At 45.5% G+C, this 17,804-nt stretch carries 16 protein-coding genes; 11 read left to right on the forward strand and 5 right to left on the reverse strand.

Annotated elements, in window-relative coordinates; all coding sequences use genetic code 11:
* Positions 1-226 precede the first annotated feature (226 nt).
* The 7 genes from R7P67_RS18185 to R7P67_RS18215 all read left to right on the forward strand — a co-directional run bounded on the left by R7P67_RS18185 (position 227) and on the right by R7P67_RS18215 (position 7,322).
* Positions 227-1,039: a TIGR02594 family protein gene (locus R7P67_RS18185; protein ID WP_225455566.1), complete on the forward strand. Its 813-nt coding sequence runs from the start codon at positions 227-229 to the stop codon at positions 1,037-1,039.
* Between the two features lie 2 nt (positions 1,040-1,041).
* The gene (locus tag R7P67_RS18190) at positions 1,042-1,476 is read left to right on the forward strand and encodes a hypothetical protein (RefSeq protein ID WP_017821643.1); all 435 of its coding nucleotides are present in this window, start codon (positions 1,042-1,044) and stop codon (positions 1,474-1,476) included.
* A 227-nt stretch (positions 1,477-1,703) separates the two neighbouring features.
* On the forward strand, positions 1,704-2,837 hold the full coding sequence (locus tag R7P67_RS18195; protein ID WP_005385784.1) for an efflux RND transporter periplasmic adaptor subunit: 1,134 nt from the start codon (positions 1,704-1,706) through the stop codon (positions 2,835-2,837).
* Positions 2,830-4,101, forward strand: a complete 1,272-nt coding sequence (locus tag R7P67_RS18200) for a TolC family protein (protein ID WP_005385783.1) — start codon at positions 2,830-2,832, stop codon at positions 4,099-4,101. Before R7P67_RS18195 ends, R7P67_RS18200 begins: the two co-directional genes overlap by 8 nt.
* Positions 4,098-5,312, forward strand: coding sequence for an ABC transporter permease (locus R7P67_RS18205; protein WP_262653429.1), 1,215 nt, complete (start codon positions 4,098-4,100; stop codon positions 5,310-5,312). The genes R7P67_RS18200 and R7P67_RS18205 overlap by 4 nt, the downstream gene beginning before the upstream one ends.
* A 2-nt stretch (positions 5,313-5,314) precedes the next feature.
* Complete coding sequence (locus tag R7P67_RS18210; protein ID WP_213874788.1) at positions 5,315-6,598, forward strand: ABC transporter permease; 1,284 nt, start codon at positions 5,315-5,317, stop codon at positions 6,596-6,598.
* Positions 6,599-6,620: 22 nt separating this feature from the next.
* On the forward strand, positions 6,621-7,322 hold the full coding sequence (locus R7P67_RS18215; protein WP_151514991.1) for an ABC transporter ATP-binding protein: 702 nt from the start codon (positions 6,621-6,623) through the stop codon (positions 7,320-7,322).
* A 65-nt stretch (positions 7,323-7,387) separates the two neighbouring features.
* On the opposite strand, the gene R7P67_RS18220 is transcribed toward R7P67_RS18215, so the two are convergent.
* Both R7P67_RS18220 and R7P67_RS18225 read right to left on the reverse strand, forming a co-directional pair.
* Positions 7,388-8,071: a hypothetical protein gene (locus tag R7P67_RS18220; protein ID WP_064354156.1), complete on the reverse strand. Its 684-nt coding sequence runs from the start codon at positions 8,069-8,071 to the stop codon at positions 7,388-7,390.
* Positions 8,072-8,146: 75 nt separating this feature from the next.
* Positions 8,147-9,064 (reverse strand): leukocidin family pore-forming toxin, encoded by a 918-nt coding sequence (locus R7P67_RS18225; protein WP_005376731.1) that lies wholly within the window; start codon positions 9,062-9,064, stop codon positions 8,147-8,149.
* A 1,100-nt stretch (positions 9,065-10,164) separates the two neighbouring features.
* On the opposite strand from R7P67_RS18225, the gene R7P67_RS18230 reads away from it, so the two are divergent.
* The gene (locus tag R7P67_RS18230; RefSeq protein ID WP_025767248.1) at positions 10,165-11,139 is read left to right on the forward strand and encodes a DUF1852 domain-containing protein; all 975 of its coding nucleotides are present in this window, start codon (positions 10,165-10,167) and stop codon (positions 11,137-11,139) included.
* A 30-nt stretch (positions 11,140-11,169) separates the two neighbouring features.
* A complete protein-coding gene (locus tag R7P67_RS18235; protein ID WP_031780992.1) occupies positions 11,170-12,198 on the forward strand; it encodes a methionine synthase in 1,029 nt (342 codons plus the stop codon).
* A gap of 1,007 nt (positions 12,199-13,205) precedes the next feature.
* On the opposite strand, the gene R7P67_RS18240 is transcribed toward R7P67_RS18235, so the two are convergent.
* Together R7P67_RS18240 and R7P67_RS18245 are read right to left on the reverse strand one after the other, a co-directional pair.
* Complete coding sequence (locus tag R7P67_RS18240) at positions 13,206-14,225, reverse strand: DUF2955 domain-containing protein (protein WP_171344318.1); 1,020 nt, start codon at positions 14,223-14,225, stop codon at positions 13,206-13,208.
* Positions 14,226-14,234: 9 nt separating this feature from the next.
* Positions 14,235-15,299: an HlyD family secretion protein gene (locus R7P67_RS18245; protein ID WP_005376744.1), complete on the reverse strand. Its 1,065-nt coding sequence runs from the start codon at positions 15,297-15,299 to the stop codon at positions 14,235-14,237.
* A gap of 99 nt (positions 15,300-15,398) precedes the next feature.
* Between R7P67_RS18245 and R7P67_RS18250 the strand changes: the two genes are divergently transcribed.
* Positions 15,399-16,259 (forward strand): LysR family transcriptional regulator, encoded by an 861-nt coding sequence (locus R7P67_RS18250; RefSeq protein WP_064354154.1) that lies wholly within the window; start codon positions 15,399-15,401, stop codon positions 16,257-16,259.
* 150 nt (positions 16,260-16,409) lie between these two features.
* On the forward strand, positions 16,410-16,952 hold the full coding sequence (locus tag R7P67_RS18255; RefSeq protein WP_262653431.1) for an isochorismatase family protein: 543 nt from the start codon (positions 16,410-16,412) through the stop codon (positions 16,950-16,952).
* A gap of 39 nt (positions 16,953-16,991) precedes the next feature.
* On the opposite strand, the gene R7P67_RS18260 is transcribed toward R7P67_RS18255, so the two are convergent.
* The coding region (locus R7P67_RS18260) for a 1-aminocyclopropane-1-carboxylate deaminase/D-cysteine desulfhydrase (protein ID WP_318086031.1) at positions 16,992-17,804 on the reverse strand (813 nt) is incomplete at its 5' end.

Here is a 17,804-nt window from a genome sequence, read left to right on the forward strand (position 1 = left end):
TATTAATACGCATGGTTTAAAACATCTGGCTGTTCTGCTTTGAAGCGTGACCAAAAGATGCTAAATAGATGTTTTTAGTGATATGAGCTGAGTTTATTTGTAATCTATATTTTCAACACCTAATTTCCCTCGTATGGCTAATCGTATAAAACAACATTTTATCTTTATTGTTGTCACGCTAAAGCGTACTTTCTTAATTATATGATTAGTTATAAAGGTAACGAGAATGGGATTAAAAATCCGGGGCTCTGTTGGTATAAATGGCACTAATTCGAAAAATGATGTTAAAGCAGTTCAACAATTTTTAAATGATAACCAAAAGAGAATAGGTTTTACCCGACTGTTGGTTGTTGATGGCTCGTTAGGGCGGAGTCCTCATTTGTCGAAAACAGTAGAGGCAATAAAAGTGTGTCAGCGTAAGCTACTTTATATGGTAAAGCCAGATGGTCGGATCGATGTAAATGGTAGAACTCATCGTAAGCTCAATGGATTACCATCCTATAGCTCAGTGAAAAATGATCCTCATGATGCTCAAAAACTAGTAACCAAAGTACCTTGGATGAAAACAGCGTTGGGAGAAATTGGACAAAAAGAAGTTTCAGGCACTAAGGCCAGTCCAAGGATTTTAGAGTATTTTACAGCATCTAAGTTCTGGGGCACTGATGACTCTGGAGGTCAAAATGCTTGGTGTGGTTCGTTTGCCGCTTGGGTTTTTAAACAACACGGAATCACTCCAGTAAAAGAAGCTTATCGAGCAAAGGAGTGGAAGGGTTTTGGTAAAAACATCTCAGAACCTATACATGGAGCTCTAGGGATTAAATCGAGAAAAGGTGGTGGGCATGTTGCTTTTGTCGTGGGAAAGAGCCCTGATGGTAGGCATTTGTACATGTTAGGAGGAAACCAAAGCAACCAAGTCAATATAGCAAAGTACTCTATTGATGTCTGGGACAAGTTCGTAGTACCGAGTAACTACGATGAAACAAAAGGTACTTTACCTGTATATACAAAAGGCTCTGTCTTAGCAGGAACGGAAAGTTAAATATGAAGAAATTTATAAGTTTGCTAGGCTGTGTGAGCTTATCAGCTTGTGCTTCACAGGGAGTGTACTCTCAGAATGAGGTACTCAAAGATGCGATTTTTCAAACGCCCTATTCTGCAGTGGTGAAAATTACAGGTTTTGAAAAGTTTGCTGAACACGAGGAAGATGTTCTCTTTAAAGTTCAAGCAGAAGTGATTCAGAAACTTCGTGGAGACGTTGGGTCTGAGATTACTTTCAGTATGTATGGCGAGCTAGGAGATGAACCCAATATACACAATGATCCTGTCATTCTCACACTATGTCGTGATAAAGATACATATTACTGGCCTGGAACGGGGGCTGAGTTTGGGGCTAATCAAGAGAACATATTAAACGCTCAAGAAACAGCTGCTCACTTGGATACAGATCAGCGCCATTTTGCACATTGTTCAGAATAAAATTGATAGCGGTTGAAACGAGCGGTTACAGAGCATGTTAGTCGCCATCGTAGACAGCGTCTTTGCTGAATGATTCGTCGAGGTTTTTTGGTCTTTGATTGTCAGAGGCGACTGACAAAACCATACCAATTGTGACAACCAAACCGCTATTAAAGCAGGATATTATTCCTTCAACTTTGTGTTTTAGGAGTAGTCATTAGACTACCCAATAATTGTTGGAATAAATAATGACGAAACGTTGGCTTGTCTCCGCTGTGAGCATCGCGCTGCTCGGCGGTGGTACGTATTTCTATCTCCAATCTGCTGCTCAACCAGAATTGCTGCCTACATTGATTGTGGAAAAAGGCACGATTGAAAAACAAGCGGTGGCTGTTGGTAAAATTGTCCCTGCACACTCTGTGTCTATCAAGTCACAAATCGACGGTATCGTCGGTGAAATTTACGCGAAAGTTGGTGAAAAGGTGAAGCAAGGCCAGCCGCTGATCAAAGTGCGTCCAAACCCAACACCCCAAGCATTAACGGATGCATCGGCAGAACTCATGCGTAGCGAAGCCGATCTGGAATCCGCCAAACAAAAACTGTCCAACTTAGAAAGCTTGGTCAAGCAGGACATTATTCCAAGTAACTACGACGAATACGTAAGTGCGCGCTCGGCAGTCAAATCTGCGCAAGCGGACGTATTGCAAAAGCGCCAGAATCTCGAACTCATCCGCAGTGGTGAGGCGTCTATCGGTGATGCGCGTTTAACGTCGACGATCTACGCGCCAATTGATGGCACGGTACTCAACCAGAAAGTTGAGGTCGGAGAGCCGATCATCTCGACTCAATCAAGCCAAGCCGCGACTGAAATGATGTCATTGGCCGACATGAACAGTCTGATTTTTAAAGGTAGCGTCAGTGAGCATGATGCTGCGCAGTTGTCTCCGGGAATGCCCGTTATGTTGACGGTTGCGCCTTATCCTGATGTGGCGATTTCTGGTGTGCTAACCAAAGTAGCGATTCAATCTGAGAACCTTAACTCACCAGAAGGCAACGCTTCGGCTAAAAGTTTTGATAACGGTTTTGAGGTTGAAGTGGGAGAACTCAAGATCCCACAAGATGTGTTGCTTCGTTCTGGTTTTTCATCGACGGCTCAAATCATTCTGAAGACTTCTGAAAACGTGCTCACGCTACCGGAGCGCGCTCTGCAATTTGATGGTGACGCACCGAATGTTCTGATCCCCGATAGCTCAGAACAAGGGTTTCATAAACAACCTGTGAAACTCGGTCTGTCAGATGGCATCAATGTCGAAGTGCTTGACGGCGTGGAGCTTGATGAAGAGGTTATCGACAACAGTATGATGGGAGCGGCGCATGGTTAAGCTGCAACGATCAACAATCGCCTTTGCATTGTTGGCTGCCACGCTCAGTTTGCCGACCTACGCAATTTCTATTGAACAAGCTTGGCAACAAGCAAAGCAGAACGATCCAAATTACGAAAAAGCGAAAATCGGCGTCCAGCTTGGCGAGGTTGGCGTACAGAGTAGCCGCAGTGCGTTATTGCCGGGTTTAAGTGCCAGTGCGTCAGCGGATTGGAATGAGTCCTCAAGCCATTCCAACAGTTACGGCGCTACCTTATCTCAAACTATTTGGGATAGCAGTTTGTGGTCGGAACTGGATCAAGCGAATGCCAATTATCTCAAAGCACAGTTAGAGCTATCTCAATCACATAACGAGCTTGCGCAGAAGTTGCTCACCGCTTACCTAGATGTGGCAAGCGCACAGGGCGACCTCAAATTGGCGCAGTCCAAGCTGGAGGAGGGGAAGGAACTTCTCAACATCATCGAGAAACGCTATCGAGCAGGCAAAGTGAAGTCGGTTGATGTTGAAGAGATGCGAGCGAATCAAGTCTCTGAGCAAGCAAGTATCCTCAATGCAAAAGCCGATCTCGAAGTGAAAAAAGCAGAGCTTGCGGCGTTAATCAATCAAATGCCGGAGAGTGTCGACCAAATTCGAACGGATTCTTTGATTCAGCCACCGATGCTGGTGGACTCTCAGGAGCAATGGCTAAAGCTGGCGAAAGACAGTAGTCCAGAGCTGTTGGTGGCGGCGCAGATGGTGAAAGCGAGCGAGTTCGCGAAAGATTCAGCTAAAGGTGGATACTACCCAACCGTCAAAGGCAGTGTGGGCTACAGCGATGGTGATAGTCGTTCAAACGGCGAGTTTAACGCTGGGATTAGTTTGAGTTTGCCGATTGACCTCAATGGTGCAGTGCGAGCGAAAGTGGACGAAGCATCGTTGAACATTTTAAGTGCCAAGCAAGATATGCGTAGAGTGGAAATTGATATTCAGAAACGAGTTATTCAGCAGTTTACGCAGGTCGATATCAACTGGAATCAAGTTTTGATAGCGAACGAGCTGGTTGAGTCGCGCGCCAGAGTGTTGCAAAGCAAAGAGAAACTTTACGACGCTGGCCTGCTTGAAGTGTCGGAAGTTATCAGCGCACACAACAGCTTGTTTGAGGCGAAAAACAGTCTGCAAACCAACTTGTACAGCTACTGGCGCAAGAGAATCGGCTTACTGCAAACCGCAGGGAAACTCGATGACGATACCATGGCGTTGATCTCTCGAGCTTTTCATTCATGAGCAGTCTATTGCAACAAACTTGGCAAACGTTGATGGCGCACCGCATGAAGAGCGTGCTGGCCATTATCGCGATTGCTTGGGGCGTGATCTCTGTGGTGGTGTTAATCGCACTTGGCGAAGGCTTTTATCGCCATCAGACCCAGTCGTTTTCCTTTATGATCAACAATGTGCAAGTGGTGTTTCCGTCGAGTACCAGTAAACCGTGGCAAGGGTTACCTTCAAGACGACAAATTGATATTCCACAAGAAAAAGTCGACATGATCAAACAGTCGGGCTTCGTGCAACAGGCGTCGAGCGTTTACGCCAAATGGGATGCGAATATCACCAATTTCAAAGGACAGAACTTATCGAGTACGGTCAGCGGTATTGATACGTCTTACTTTCCTTTAATGCAACGCAAGCTGCAATCCGGTTCGAGAAACCTGTCACCAAGTGATATGAAAAACCACACTCGCGTGGCAGTGTTAGGCGATCAAATTGCGCAAATGGGCGGAATCCAAATCGGGGATAGGCTCAAAGTCAACGGCATTCCGTTTGTGGTGATTGGGATAACCGTTGGTGAGGACATTGGCATTTCATTCGGCGATAGCCGCACGGTTTTCATTCCTCAAACAACGTACCGCGATTTGTGGGATGCGAAACCTTGGATGGTATTGATGAAGCCGAGAGATGGGATGGATGCACCGTCGTTTCGACCAAATATCGTGAACTTTTTCGCCAAGCAGCTTCATTTTGACCCAAGTGATAAAGATGCGGTCGAATTACCCGATTTTAGTGAAGGTGCGGCGGTCATCAGTGGAATTTTGCGTGGCATTCAGATTTTTCTCGGAGCGAGCGGCGCGATGACCATGGCGGTCGGTGCGCTTGGCGTTGCCAACATCATGTTTTTATCTGTCACGGAGCGCACGCGTGAAATCGGTGTGCGTTTGGCGATCGGGGCGACTCAAAAATCCATACTCAGTCAGTTTATTCTTGAAGGGCTTATTTTGGTAGCTGTGGGCACGGCATTAGGTCTGATGTTTTCGTATGCCGTGGTGTCTGTCCTAAGCAGCATGGCATTACCGGAATGGATTGGTTTACCTGTGATCACGCCAGATTCCATTGCTTGGTCTTTACTTGTGACGCTTATCTTGGCATTGATGGCGTCGTATTTCCCAGCAAGGCGAGCATCGCGTCTCACGCCAGTCATTGCTTTGAGTGCGAGGGCTTAGTCATGTTGTTACCGATGAGACAAATTTTCCAAGAAATGGCCGCAGAAAAGCTGAGATTGGGTTTGACCATTCTGGCAGTAGCGTGGGCGACCCTTTGTATCGCTGCTATGTTGGCGGTAGGTGAGGGTATTCGTCAAGGCGTATTGAAAACCGCACAAAATGGTAATGGCAACTTGATTTATTTGACCGGAGGGATGGCCACCGTCGACCACGGTGCTTTTCACCAAGGTAAGTTTCTGACACTAAAAATGGACGATTCAGAGGTTGTTCGAGCGTTACCCGATGTAAAAAGCGTTGCGCCAACGGCGAAGTGGAAAGAGCGCATCACCGTTGGTGACAGAAGCTCGTGGCAAGAGCCGTTAGCGGTCACGAGCGAGTTTCAATCCATGACCAATTTGGTGCCGATGGCGGGGGGGCGATGGTTAAACCCACTCGATCAAAAAGAGACGCGCAAAGTCGTTGTACTGGGTTATGAACTGGCAGCCGACTTATTCAACCCGAATGAGGACTTTAGTTGGTTTGCGACAGTCACATTGCAAGTCAACCCTGTGGGGCAAAAGGTAAAAATCGGCAATGAGGAGTTCACCGTTGTGGGCGTATTGGAGAAAAACAGCGCCCAAATAGAACAGGGGGATCTTATCAACTATTCCAGCTTTGTGCCGTTAGCGACGTGGAAGCGATTTCATGTCAACGGTGAAATTGGTGGCATCAATGTGCAACCACAAGCCGATGTAGACCGAGAAGCCTTAGCAAAGACGATCAGGCAAGTGATTGCCCGTAAGCACGGGGCAAGTGTCAGTGATGAACAGGTCATCCAAGTCGATGATATGTTCCTTAAACAAAAGAGTATGCAGCAGTTTCTGATAGGTTTGCAGAGTTTTCTTGGCATTATCGGCTTCGTGACGTTAGCTGTTGCTGGCGTCGGCATTGCCAATGTGATGTATGCCACCGTAAAGCGATCTACGCGTGATATCGGCGTGCGCATGGCAGTCGGTGCAACCCCAACGGCCATTCGCATGCACTATTTAGTGCAGTCTTTATTGACAATGATGATGGGGGGCGCGCTTGGCTTAGGCGTGACGTACGCGCTGGTGTCTGCCATCAGTTCCATTCCTTTAGAGGGCAATGCCTTTTATGAACAACTGGGTAAACCTGTCCCTGAGTTGTCGTGGGTCGTTGTCGCGATTGTCATCCTCACCTTAATGATCATTGGTGTGGCCTCGGCATGGTTACCTGCAAACCGAGCCGCAAAAGTCAGCCCGTTGGAGGCGCTACAAAGTGAATAACAACAATAACTCTGGAGAGAACATGTCGAAGCCGCTTGTTGAGCTGACCAACATCTGTAAATACTACTCAAGCGGGGAGGCGGAAGTTCGCGCGTTAGACGGCGTTGACTTAACCATTAATCAAGGCGAGTTTCTTTCGATTCTTGGCCCGTCCGGTTCGGGTAAATCAACGCTAATGAACATGCTCGGCTGTTTGGATAAACCCACCGATGGCGAGTACCAACTTGGCGGACAAAACGTCGCAAGTTTAAGTGCGAATGAGCTGGCTGGCATTCGTAACCAAAAGATTGGATTTGTCTTCCAAAGCTTTAACTTATTGGAATACGCGACGGCGCTCGATAACGTGGCACTGCCGTTGGTTTACTCTGGCATCAAAGCCAAAGAACGTCGCCAGCGCGCAGCTAAATTGCTAGAGCAAGTCGGGCTAGGGGATCGTTTAGACCATAAACCAAACCAGCTTTCTGGTGGTCAAAAGCAGAGAGTTGCGATTGCAAGAGCCTTGGTCAACGACCCTCAAATCATCCTAGCTGACGAGCCAACCGGCGCGCTCGATTCAAAATCTGGTGCTGAGATCGAAGCTCTGTTCAACCAACTCCACGCCGAAGGCAGAACATTGATCATCGTGACGCACGATAACGCCCTCGCAGAACGCACCAAACGCATCATCACGATCAAAGATGGCAAGGTGATTTCGGATAGAGCGCCGGTAAGTAGGGAGAGATGAGCTTTTCTTAATTGAGAACTGAGTTTTAAGGGAAATAGCGATACAGAGGCTATCTCCCTTTACTTTTATTCGCGATGTTCGCTTTGTCTCTCTTTTATCAAGTCATGCTTTTGTTCTTTAAGTAGAGTGATTGCGAGCTTAGTGTCCTCAATCAATTTACTGTTATCGTTGAGATCTTTGCTCTTCAAAGGCAAAACTAGATAATGAATGCTGCCATCTGCATTCTGTACTCCGGTAGCGATGATGACATCACCTTCAGACGCCGTACCAAAATACTCTGATACGACTTTGGTTTCGCTGACACCGTAGCTATCCAAATAGGATGACTCCGTATTGTCAAACAAGATAGGACCCCCTTGCTTAGCTAATGTTCGCAATTGTTTTTGCTTTTTCTCGTCGAATGGATAGTCGGTCGTACTGATGTAACTTACCTGTTCAGCTTCAATAAAATCGTACAGTTCATTGCTCAGTTCATTTAATGGGGCAGATATCCAAGGTGTAGCTGGAATGACGTCGGAAGTATCATCATTGCGACTTAGTGGTGTTGGAGCGGTAACAACCTCTTGAGCAGCATCGCTCTCAGGAGGCGTTACACTTATTGTCGCAGCGTCTTCTGTCTTGATTTGCTCATCAAGGCTTGCAACAGGTTCGGTCTGGGCATTCTTGTTATTTGAATTAATTAGAAATATGGCGAGTACTGCACCAAGTGCTAGCGCCGATCCAGTCAAGAGTTTTTTGTTACTTGTCATGTGTCATGTCTTACCGTTTATTTCATTAGTAAATATAGCGGCCACTTATTTATTCCGTGGCCGCAGGCTAATAAGTTAGTGGTAGAGATCGTCATTCCAAGAGATAGTTACGGCTCGGCTAGTCTCTGTCCATTGACTGCTATCACGATTTTTCTTCCAGGTATTTTCTGGAGTGGTATACCAGCTACACCAGTCGCGACCAAAGTAGTAATTGGTTTTTCGCCAACCAGCAACCAGCTTTACCTCTGATGTATCTAGGCCATCTTGAATGTCATTTTTTCTATATACGACGCCGACTTGTGGTTTAAAATCTGAACGCATAACGACAGGTAACTCATTGTAATCAATCAAATTACCCATGTCACAACTGGTCCAACGATACAATAACCAGTCTTTAGCTGGCGTATTATGGCGGATAGTCTTGTTTTCAATTAACCAATTAATGCTTTCGTTAGCTTGGTTAAAATCGGCAACCGTTTGAAACTCTGGCTGGTCGTACGTTACACGGTTGCTCCAGGAGATTCCCCCACTAATATTTGGAGAAGTAGAAGCACTGAATCCAAGGTTAAAATCTAGCGACTCACTGACAGATGCCGTTGCAATGGTGTTTTCTGGAGCATGGCTCATGTGGCGTAAAGGGGCGCCATTTAAATAGCTCAGTGCCAGCTTAAAAGCCGTTGGAACGGTGTAACGGTAATCTCCCCCAGTAGCAAAACCATAGATTTGTTCTTTGTTTGGAACATTAGTCATGTCGAAGCCAGAACCGCCATTTAGGATCAACTTGGCTTCTTTAGCGCCATTTGGTAGCAAAGATTGGTTCCAGACATTTTCTAAAGAATAAATTAAGCGGATTTTTTTCGAGCGTGCATCACCATCATCAAGCTGAAGCAATGTCGAAGTGTAAGATTTCAATGTATCTTCAGCATGTGCTGGTGCTAAAGAACCAAGTAAAGCGAGTGCGATAATACTCGCGGAAAGATGCTGTTTTTCCATTATTTTTTCCTATTAGTCAGCCCATAAAGACTTTTGTTTTAAACCATCTTGATGGGCACTTTATAATTATGGACAGGTTATAAATTCAAGCTCAATAAATGAGCGGTGAAATAGTGCATCTTGTTTTTTATTAAAAAAAGAAAAAGGATAGATTCGTGGGATTAATGTCTCATAGTTTTTAAATTCACCACTCAACTATAATAAATAAGAATTTGGTTATTAAGTCTTGTCTTTTTAAGTTATTGCTTAATTTTAATTTTCTAATGTTGTGTTGAGATTTTCTATTGATAAAAGTGAATTTTATAAATGTTAGCCATGTTATTTTTAGGGTTTTTGTTATACCAAATTAAGTAAAGTATCGTTATGTGGTTATCTCGGTTTCATGGGTTTAATTCAAATTAAAACAGTGGTTTATGTTTTTTTGTTCTTATTTTTTTAGAGCTTAATATAATAGTTTAGTGATAAAGTCCGTCAATGAAGTTGCCATGTTCATGTATAAAGTTATATGTGCTTTTATAGTAGGAAATTAAACTTTACGTTTAAGATGGTAAAGATAGAAAAAGAAATAAATAAGATTATTAAATAATCATGTTTCGAGAATATAAAATGTAACGTACTTCTAATTAAACGAATGCTTGAATAAACGATGGAGTGTGAAAAGTGCTATTTAAGTTACGCTGTCCTATATTCCAGTTGGTGCCTTGTTCATACAATGCGTTTTCTCGGCTTAAACTGGTTTACGTACTGCTAATCTCTTATCCGTTTCTTAATTACACATATTGGCAATATGCTCGCCAAGTTACGTGTATTGGTGTCAATAAAAAACAGTATCTACGATAGCTCTCTCAGGGTTGGAACTGCCACTATGAATTTCCTTCATGTTCAATGTGAAACAATACCAATATTACTCAACTCGTGAAGCAAGTATAAAAAAAGGACTGCTCTGGTGTTAGGCACTGCGACGGTCGTTTTTTGTACGAACCGTTCGTCGTAAGTGTTGTGCAACCTAACGATTGGGAAAACCAAAAAACAAAAAATGTCCCCATGCACAGAGTTAGGAAAAGTCTGCTTTATCTAAGGAAATAGGATACCAACTCACGATGAATAACGATTTCACATTTGCTATCAAAAGCATTCGCTTTGATGAGAATTACCAACCATCAGACAACACGCGAATCACTACCAACTTTGCTAATCTGGCTCGCGGAAACTACCGCCGAGAGAATCTGCGCAATGCACTCCGAATGATCGACAATCGTTTTAATGCGTTGGCATATTGGGATAACGCGCAAGGTGACCGCTACTCCGTTGAACTTGAAATCATCTCCGTTGATATGGATATCCAAGGTAGTGGAGAAGCCTTCCCATCGATTGAAGTGCTCAAAACTAACATTGTTGACCACAACACTAACGAGCGTATCGAAGGCATTGTGGGCAACAACTTCTCTTCATACGTGCGTGATTACGACTTTAGCGTTTTGCTGTTGGACCACAACAAAAACCAGCCACAGTTCAGCATCCCAGCGAACTTCGGTGATTTGCATGGCAAACTGTTCAAAGCTTTCGTTAATTCTGAGTCTTACAAACAGCATTTCAAAAAGCTGCCAGTGATTTGTCTGAGCGTATCGGACAACAAAGTATACCGACGTACTGAAAACCAACATCCTGTTTTGGGCTTTGAATATCAGCCGAACGAATCTTCGTTGACGGAGCAGTACTTCAAAAAGATGGGCTTACAGGTGCGCTACTTTATGCCGCCAAACAGTGTTGCACCATTGGCATTCTACTTCTTCGGTGACTTGTTGAACGATTATTCAAACCTAGAGCTTATCAGTACGATTAGCACGATGGAGACATTCCAGAAGATTTACCGACCTGAGATTTACAATGCCAACGCGGTTGCCGGTAATTGCTACCAGCCAAACCTAAAAAACCTAGACCACTCGCTAACTCAAATCGTTTACGACCGAGAAGAGCGCAGCCAACTGGCAGTTGAACAAGGGAAATTTGCCGAGGAGCATTTCATCAAACCTTATCAATCTGTGCTTGAACAATGGTCTGCAAGCTACGCGTAATCGATAACGAGAATCTAGAAAGGAATGACGATGAAAACACTATTACCGACTTCAACGGCTGGGAGCTTACCGAAACCTTCTTGGCTAGCGGAACCAGAAAAACTTTGGTCGCCGTGGAAACTGCAAGGTGAAGAACTGATTGATGGCAAACGCGATGCGCTACGTGTCGCTTTGCAAGAACAAGAGCTGGCAGGCGTTGATATCGTCAGTGATGGAGAGCAAACTCGGCAACATTTTGTGACGACCTTTATTGAGCATTTAAGCGGCGTAGATTTTGAAAACCGTAAAACGGTGACCATTCGCAACCGCTATGAAGCAAGTGTTCCGACGGTGGTTGGCCCAGTAAGCCGCACAAAGCCCGTGTTTGTTGAAGATGCAAAGTTCTTGCGTCAGCAAACTAAGCAACCTATCAAGTGGGCACTGCCAGGCCCTATGACGATGATCGATACGCTTTATGATGATCATTACGGTAGCCGTGAAAAGCTGGCTTGGGAATTTGCGAAGATCCTCAACCAAGAAGCGAAAGAGCTTGAAGCGGCGGGTGTCGACATTATTCAATTCGATGAACCTGCGTTCAATGTGTTCTTCGATGATGTGAACGAGTGGGGCATTGCATGTTTAGAGCGTGCGATTGAAGGGCTGAAATGTGAAACTGCGGTGCATATCTGCTATGGCTACGGCATCAAAGCGAACACAGATTGGAAGCAAACGCTAGGCACTGAATGGCGACAATACGAAGAAGTATTCCCTAAATTGCAGCAGTCAAATATCGATATTATCTCGCTTGAGTGTCATAACTCGCGAGTGCCTATTGAGTTGCTTGAGTTGATTCGCGGTAAGAAGGTGATGGTTGGTGCGATTGACGTCGCTACTAACGAAATTGAAACGCCAGAAGAAGTAGCGAACACATTGCGAGAGGCGTTGAAGTACGTTGATGCCGACAAGCTTTACCCATGTACCAACTGCGGTATGGCACCTTTGTCTCGTGAAGTATCGACCGCTAAGCTCAATGCGTTAAGTGCGGGTGCGGAGATCATTCGTAAAGAGTTGGTGGGTTGATATTAATACTTAGGCTCCGCACCATGAACTAAAATTAGGGTCAATCTAGCGAGTTTAAATGAAAATAGGAATCGGATTACAGCTCGCTAGGAAATAGCGATAACTTTCGCACTTCAAAGCTCTTGGTGGGTAGATCCTGAATCACGCTCGTCCCTCGCTGTTCAGGATGACGGATGTTGGAAGATATATTGCTCGCCACAACCCTAGGTATTGGAGCAGCTTCAAGATAGGGTCTTTCCGGCGAGTTAAAACGAGACTAGGAATCGGGTTACTGCTCGCTAGGAAATGACGATAACTTTCGCACTTCAAAGCACTCGGTGGGTAGATCCTGAATCACGCTCGTCCCTCGTTGTTCAGGATGACGGATGTTGGAAGATACATTGCTCGCCACAACCCTAGGTATTGGATCTGCTCCAAGAGAGGGTCATTCCAGCGAGTCTAGACGAGAATAGGAATCGGATTACAGCTCGCTAGGAAATAGCGATAACTTTCGCACTTCAAAGCTCTCGGTGGGTAGATCCTGAATCACGCTCGTCCCTCGCTGTTCAGGATGACGGATGTTGGAAGATACATTGCTCGCCATCCCTCAGGTATTAGAGCAGCTCTAAGGTAGGGTCATTCCAGCGAGTCTAGACGAGACTAGGAATCTGATTACAGCACGCTAGGAAATAGCGATAACTTTCGCACTTCAAAGCACTCGGTGGGTAGATCCTGAATCACGTTCGTCCTTCGCTGTTCAGGATGACGGATGTTAAGAGATACGTTACTCACCTACCCAACTATTTGGCTTGTATTCAAATTTGGGTCATTCCAGCGAGTCTAGACGAGACTAGGAATCTACTAACAACTCACTGGAAAATGGCGATAACCTCAGAACTTCACAGCACTCGGTGAGTCGATCCTGAACCACGCTCGTTCCTCGATGTTCAGGGTGACCGTTTTAAATAAAAATGCCGCTCACAGTAAAGTGAGCGGCATACATTTCCCGTTTCCAGCCTCGGCCAGATTTAATTCAACTCTACGTTCTTAATCTCAGGATGCTTTAGCAACATCACACGAATCCAGTGATGCACCACCCACATCACCATCGCGGTGAGCAGAACCGCAACGAAAATCGAGCTGAAACGGTACAAGATCGAAAAGAACGCGTCTTTTTGTTCTGGCACCAACGAGGTCGTCAGCGGAACCGATAGGGCAGACATGGCAGAAAACGCGATAGCCGCTTTAATTTGCCCCTTGGTGAGCCACAAGCAGAATGGCCCCATTGCAATGGTAAAGGCGAGCCAAAAGAGTAGCCCATGCCCATACCAACTGCCCAATATCAGCTGAACAGCCATCCCTGCGATGCAGCCTAGTGCGGTGCCGATGATGCGAATTTTTGCCATGGCGAGCGAGCCCGCTAAAGTCATTGGGGTTAGGATGATCAAAATGGAAGCTTGTGCGGATAGCGAGTCATATAAGTCCGCTACTTGGAATACGATAAACGCAGCCATCGCCACTACCCAACCCATAGCAACTTGGCTGATGTAGTCAATATCGCTTTTTACTGGGGTCGACATCTCAAGGTGCTCGGCGGGGGATTTTGGCTCCGGGAACAACCAATACGCGAATGCGCAAACAAAAATATTGCTGAACGCCATCACCCACATGTTGACGTTGAACTCTTCAATATCCATGAAGTTATAGCTGGCAAAATTCAACACAATTGAACCCACCAACAGCCCCATGTAACCAAACAAATAGGTTTTCTGGTTCATCATTGCAATGCACTTGAACAGCATCATAATTCCGACGGCAACGGTCATTAATGTTGGATGAAACTGCAAGTATTCCAGCAAAAATGTGGCTTGTATGGTTGTCCACACCGCAGAGAAAAACACGATCAATAAAGCCGAAATATTAAAGTTGTCCATTCTGCCCAATATAAACAGCGGCATCATGATGGCAAAAAATCCGTAAGACCAACCGAAGATCATGCTTAGCGCGAGCCCTAAAGAGCAGCCGAACCAAATTCGTAAGGTTTTCATTGTCGCCGCCTAGTAAATGAAGTGGAACCAGCTTGCGAGGTGAATCTGTGCTTGCGCCATCAACTGCCAGAAAATGCTGTTGTCTGGGTACAAAACAATGGTAGCGCGAGAGCCGACAAACAGTGCTGGTGGTAACTCTTCGCTGCTGGTTAGGTTCACTCGTGTACGCTGCGCATCACGTACCCAGCGGTTGTTCACTTCCACTTTGGTCAGTGCGCCATTAGGCGTTTGTTGTGCGGCTGCTACACCGTAATCGCGGCTAGCTAAATCAAAGTCGTACACCGAACCTGGGTTGGCATCAAATGTGACCAAGGCGTGGAAAGTCTTGTCTACGTTCGCGACGGACTTTTCACGAAAATCAGCGGCTACCCAGAGTGATCCTGTTGGTACAAACGTCAGCAATGGCATGTTGGTGTTTGCCATCGTGCCAACTTCTAGTTGCAGGTTGGTCACGACACCATCACTGGGAGCGAGTACCGCGGTATTTGCCAAATCAAGTTGCGCCTTTTCGATGCCGTTTTTGGCAATTCGAACGGCGGTGCTTTGACCTTTTTGATCGCCTAATTGCGCCTCAATGACTTTTAAGTTTTGTCGTTCCGCTTTAAGCGCTGCACGTGATACCTGATTTTGGGCAAAGGCATTATCGAGTGTCGATTGAGAGATGACTTTCTGCTTCGATAGTGTCAGTAAGCGGTTGTACTCGCGGTGTGCATTATCAAATGTTGCTTGTGCGCGGGCAATATTGGCAAGAGCGGCTTCGCGTTGAGAATACAGCGTTGCTTCTTTTTCATAAGCGGATTGCAGAGACAGCTCCGCCTGTTCAAGCGCTATCTTGTATTTACGATCATCAATCGTAAACAACACATCGCCTTTTTGAACGGACTGGTTATTCTCGATGAGAACGTCGGTCACTTTACCAGATACCTCGGGTGCGACTTGGACAACGTATCCTTGCACTCGTCCTTCGGTCGTTAAGGGGGCGTGGCGGTCAGCAATGATAATGTACAAAAATAGTACGATGAACAGGACAATCAAAGTTCGCATCCAGTGTTTGAATTTTTGGTCAGCCGTCATTACAAGTTCCGTTAAACATATTGGATAGCGGATTATAGAGAAGTCACTCACAATTCAGTAGAATGATAATACGAACATAAATGACCTAAAAATAGGACAATGAACGTTAATTTTGATGATATTTACCTATTCACTCAGACGGTGGTTCACGGCGGTATAAGTGCAGCGGCAGAGGCGAATCAACTACAACGCTCAAAAGTGAGTCGTCGTCTGCAAGAATTAGAGAAATCGCTCGGGGTACAGCTTTTGATCCGCACAACACGCAGCATTGAGTTGACGGAGCACGGGAAACGCTTGTTTGAGTTGGTGGGGCAGCCTATTGACCATATTCAGCAAGGTTTAAATGCCATGCACGAATATCAACAAGAGCTGACGGGCAAGGTGCGTTTAGCCATTCCTTCCGCATTGATGAGCTCTGCCGCGTTTAACGCGATCATCACCGAGTACACAACGCGGTATCCGGATATTTCGGTCGAGATTGAAAACCATCAAGAGAGTGTCGATCTCAAGCGTCAATCGTTTGATTTGCAGCTTCTTCCGAGCGTGGTCAAAGTCACCGATGACAGCTATGTGCAGTTCAGTCTTTTGCCTTATCGTAGTCACTTTGTTGCGTCAAAAGCCTATCTAGAATCGCATCCGCCAGTAAAAACGGTGGAAGATCTTAAGCAGCATCGCCTTTTAACTAATCGTTACAATGCTGATTTGCTCGATTCAGATCTGCATGTGGCGTTGCGCTCGGACGACCTCAACTTGCTGCGCTCGATGGCGATAGCAGGAAACGGCATCGCGTTTATTCCACAAATTCATTCCAAGCCTGCATTGCGAGATGGTTTGTTGGTCGAGGTGCTGCCTCAATTTGCGCATCCGAAGCAGCATCTTACTCTGATTTATCCCTCGGCCTTATTTCTGCCCAATAAAGTCAAAGCCTTGATTGAACTAATTCGAGAGAAATTTAAATAGTCAGTTCAAACCACCCTTAACAAAGAGCAAATGTGTGAGCGAAGGTCATCTTTCTAGGTTTTAGTGCTCTAGCATGAAAGGATTCTGATACATTAACTTTTGCTCAACTTGTTGAGTATGGTTTGTGGTCGCACAAGATAGGAGATGGAAATGTTATCGAAAGGAAACACGGGCCTGATTGTGGTGGATGTTCAGGGCAAACTCACTACATTAATGCATGAAAGTGACGCTCTGATTGAAAATATCACGAAACTGGTAAAGGGCGCCAAAGCACTAGATTTGCCTATTCTGTGGCTAGAACAGAATCCAGAAAAATTGGGCCCAACCGCGGAGCCGATTCGTGAAGTGCTTGAAAGCACGCATTTACCTATTACCAAGTACACGTTTGATGGTTGTAAAGAGGCGACGTTTAAGGTCGCGGTGGAGAACGCGAAAGTTGATACCTGGTTGGTTTGCGGTATTGAATCCCACATTTGCGTCTATCAAACCGCGGTTTCTCTGCGTCAGTCCGGTTATCGCGTTGAATTAGTCACAGATTGTGTATCTTCCCGAACCGCTGCCAATAAAGCGCTCGCTCTTGCGAAGTTAACCGCAAACGGTGTGGTGCTCACTGGGTTAGAAATGTGTTTGTATGAAATGGTCGAAGATTGCCGAGTACCTGAATTCAAAGAAATTCTGGCGCTCATCAAATAGTGGAATCACTGTAATCAGCAACAACTTTATTTGAACACGCTATTCAAATTCTCGTTGATATCTTGGTAACATCGACTCGTTGCCAAGTAACCCGCCTTGGTGAATGTAAATCACCGTTTTATCTGTGTTCTCTTCGAACCAAGGTGTTAGGCATTGCCACATATACGGGTCGTATAACAGGTCAAATTCGAGGTCGGTTTGCTCAAAGAGTGCTTTCCATGTGATGTAATCTTCTTCGTACAAGCGACCAAAATGGTGTTTGTTGCGGATGGTTAAAATGGTTGGGTGGCTGTTTTCACAGAGCTGGTTGAACTGCTCAGTTAAGTAATCTGCATCGCCTACGCAAGGGCAAGTTAGCACTTCTATGCCGTGTGGGCTTAAATGTTTATGAAGATATAAAGCGGTCGTGCCAGTGCCTGATGGCAGGGCGACGGTAAACTGTTCTTTACCTCTCAATCGCGTCCAATCAAGAATTTCTCGTGCTAACTGTTTGATGCCAGCTTCAGCGAGGTGGGAACGTCCACCTTCTGGAATAAGCAATGTCGACTCATCTAATCTTCGTACCTGGTGGATGTATTCACTAGGGTGGAGTTCGCTACCGATGTCTTGCATGGCGGTGATTTTCATACCCAAATCGAGAGCGCCGCGATAGTTTCCGATGGGGGAGCTTTTTAGCCAAGATGGAATGTGATGAACATAAAACTCAAATGCCCAACCTTTAATCTGGGCGAGAGCCGCTAGCGAGTACATGGCATTAGATTGAGCGGAGCCAAAGCTTATTAACGTGGTGATGTCGGGATTTTGCTCTTCCATTAACGCCATAAACTTACGTGCTTTGTTCCCAGAAAAGTG

The organism is Vibrio sp. Vb0937, from assembly GCF_033338855.1.

Coding starts and splice junctions, on each gene's coding strand:
- R7P67_RS18185 (WP_225455566.1), top strand. CDS start 227: ATGGGATTAAAAATCCGGGGCTCTGTTGGTATAAATGGCACTAATTCG.
- R7P67_RS18190 (WP_017821643.1), top strand. CDS start 1,042: ATGAAGAAATTTATAAGTTTGCTAGGCTGTGTGAGCTTATCAGCTTGT.
- R7P67_RS18195 (WP_005385784.1), top strand. CDS start 1,704: ATGACGAAACGTTGGCTTGTCTCCGCTGTGAGCATCGCGCTGCTCGGC.
- R7P67_RS18200 (WP_005385783.1), top strand. CDS start 2,830: ATGGTTAAGCTGCAACGATCAACAATCGCCTTTGCATTGTTGGCTGCC.
- R7P67_RS18205 (WP_262653429.1), top strand. CDS start 4,098: ATGAGCAGTCTATTGCAACAAACTTGGCAAACGTTGATGGCGCACCGC.
- R7P67_RS18210 (WP_213874788.1), top strand. CDS start 5,315: ATGTTGTTACCGATGAGACAAATTTTCCAAGAAATGGCCGCAGAAAAG.
- R7P67_RS18215 (WP_151514991.1), top strand. CDS start 6,621: ATGTCGAAGCCGCTTGTTGAGCTGACCAACATCTGTAAATACTACTCA.
- R7P67_RS18220 (WP_064354156.1), bottom strand. CDS start 8,071: ATGACAAGTAACAAAAAACTCTTGACTGGATCGGCGCTAGCACTTGGT.
- R7P67_RS18225 (WP_005376731.1), bottom strand. CDS start 9,064: ATGGAAAAACAGCATCTTTCCGCGAGTATTATCGCACTCGCTTTACTT.
- R7P67_RS18230 (WP_025767248.1), top strand. CDS start 10,165: ATGAATAACGATTTCACATTTGCTATCAAAAGCATTCGCTTTGATGAG.
- R7P67_RS18235 (WP_031780992.1), top strand. CDS start 11,170: ATGAAAACACTATTACCGACTTCAACGGCTGGGAGCTTACCGAAACCT.
- R7P67_RS18240 (WP_171344318.1), bottom strand. CDS start 14,225: ATGAAAACCTTACGAATTTGGTTCGGCTGCTCTTTAGGGCTCGCGCTA.
- R7P67_RS18245 (WP_005376744.1), bottom strand. CDS start 15,299: ATGACGGCTGACCAAAAATTCAAACACTGGATGCGAACTTTGATTGTC.
- R7P67_RS18250 (WP_064354154.1), top strand. CDS start 15,399: ATGAACGTTAATTTTGATGATATTTACCTATTCACTCAGACGGTGGTT.
- R7P67_RS18255 (WP_262653431.1), top strand. CDS start 16,410: ATGTTATCGAAAGGAAACACGGGCCTGATTGTGGTGGATGTTCAGGGC.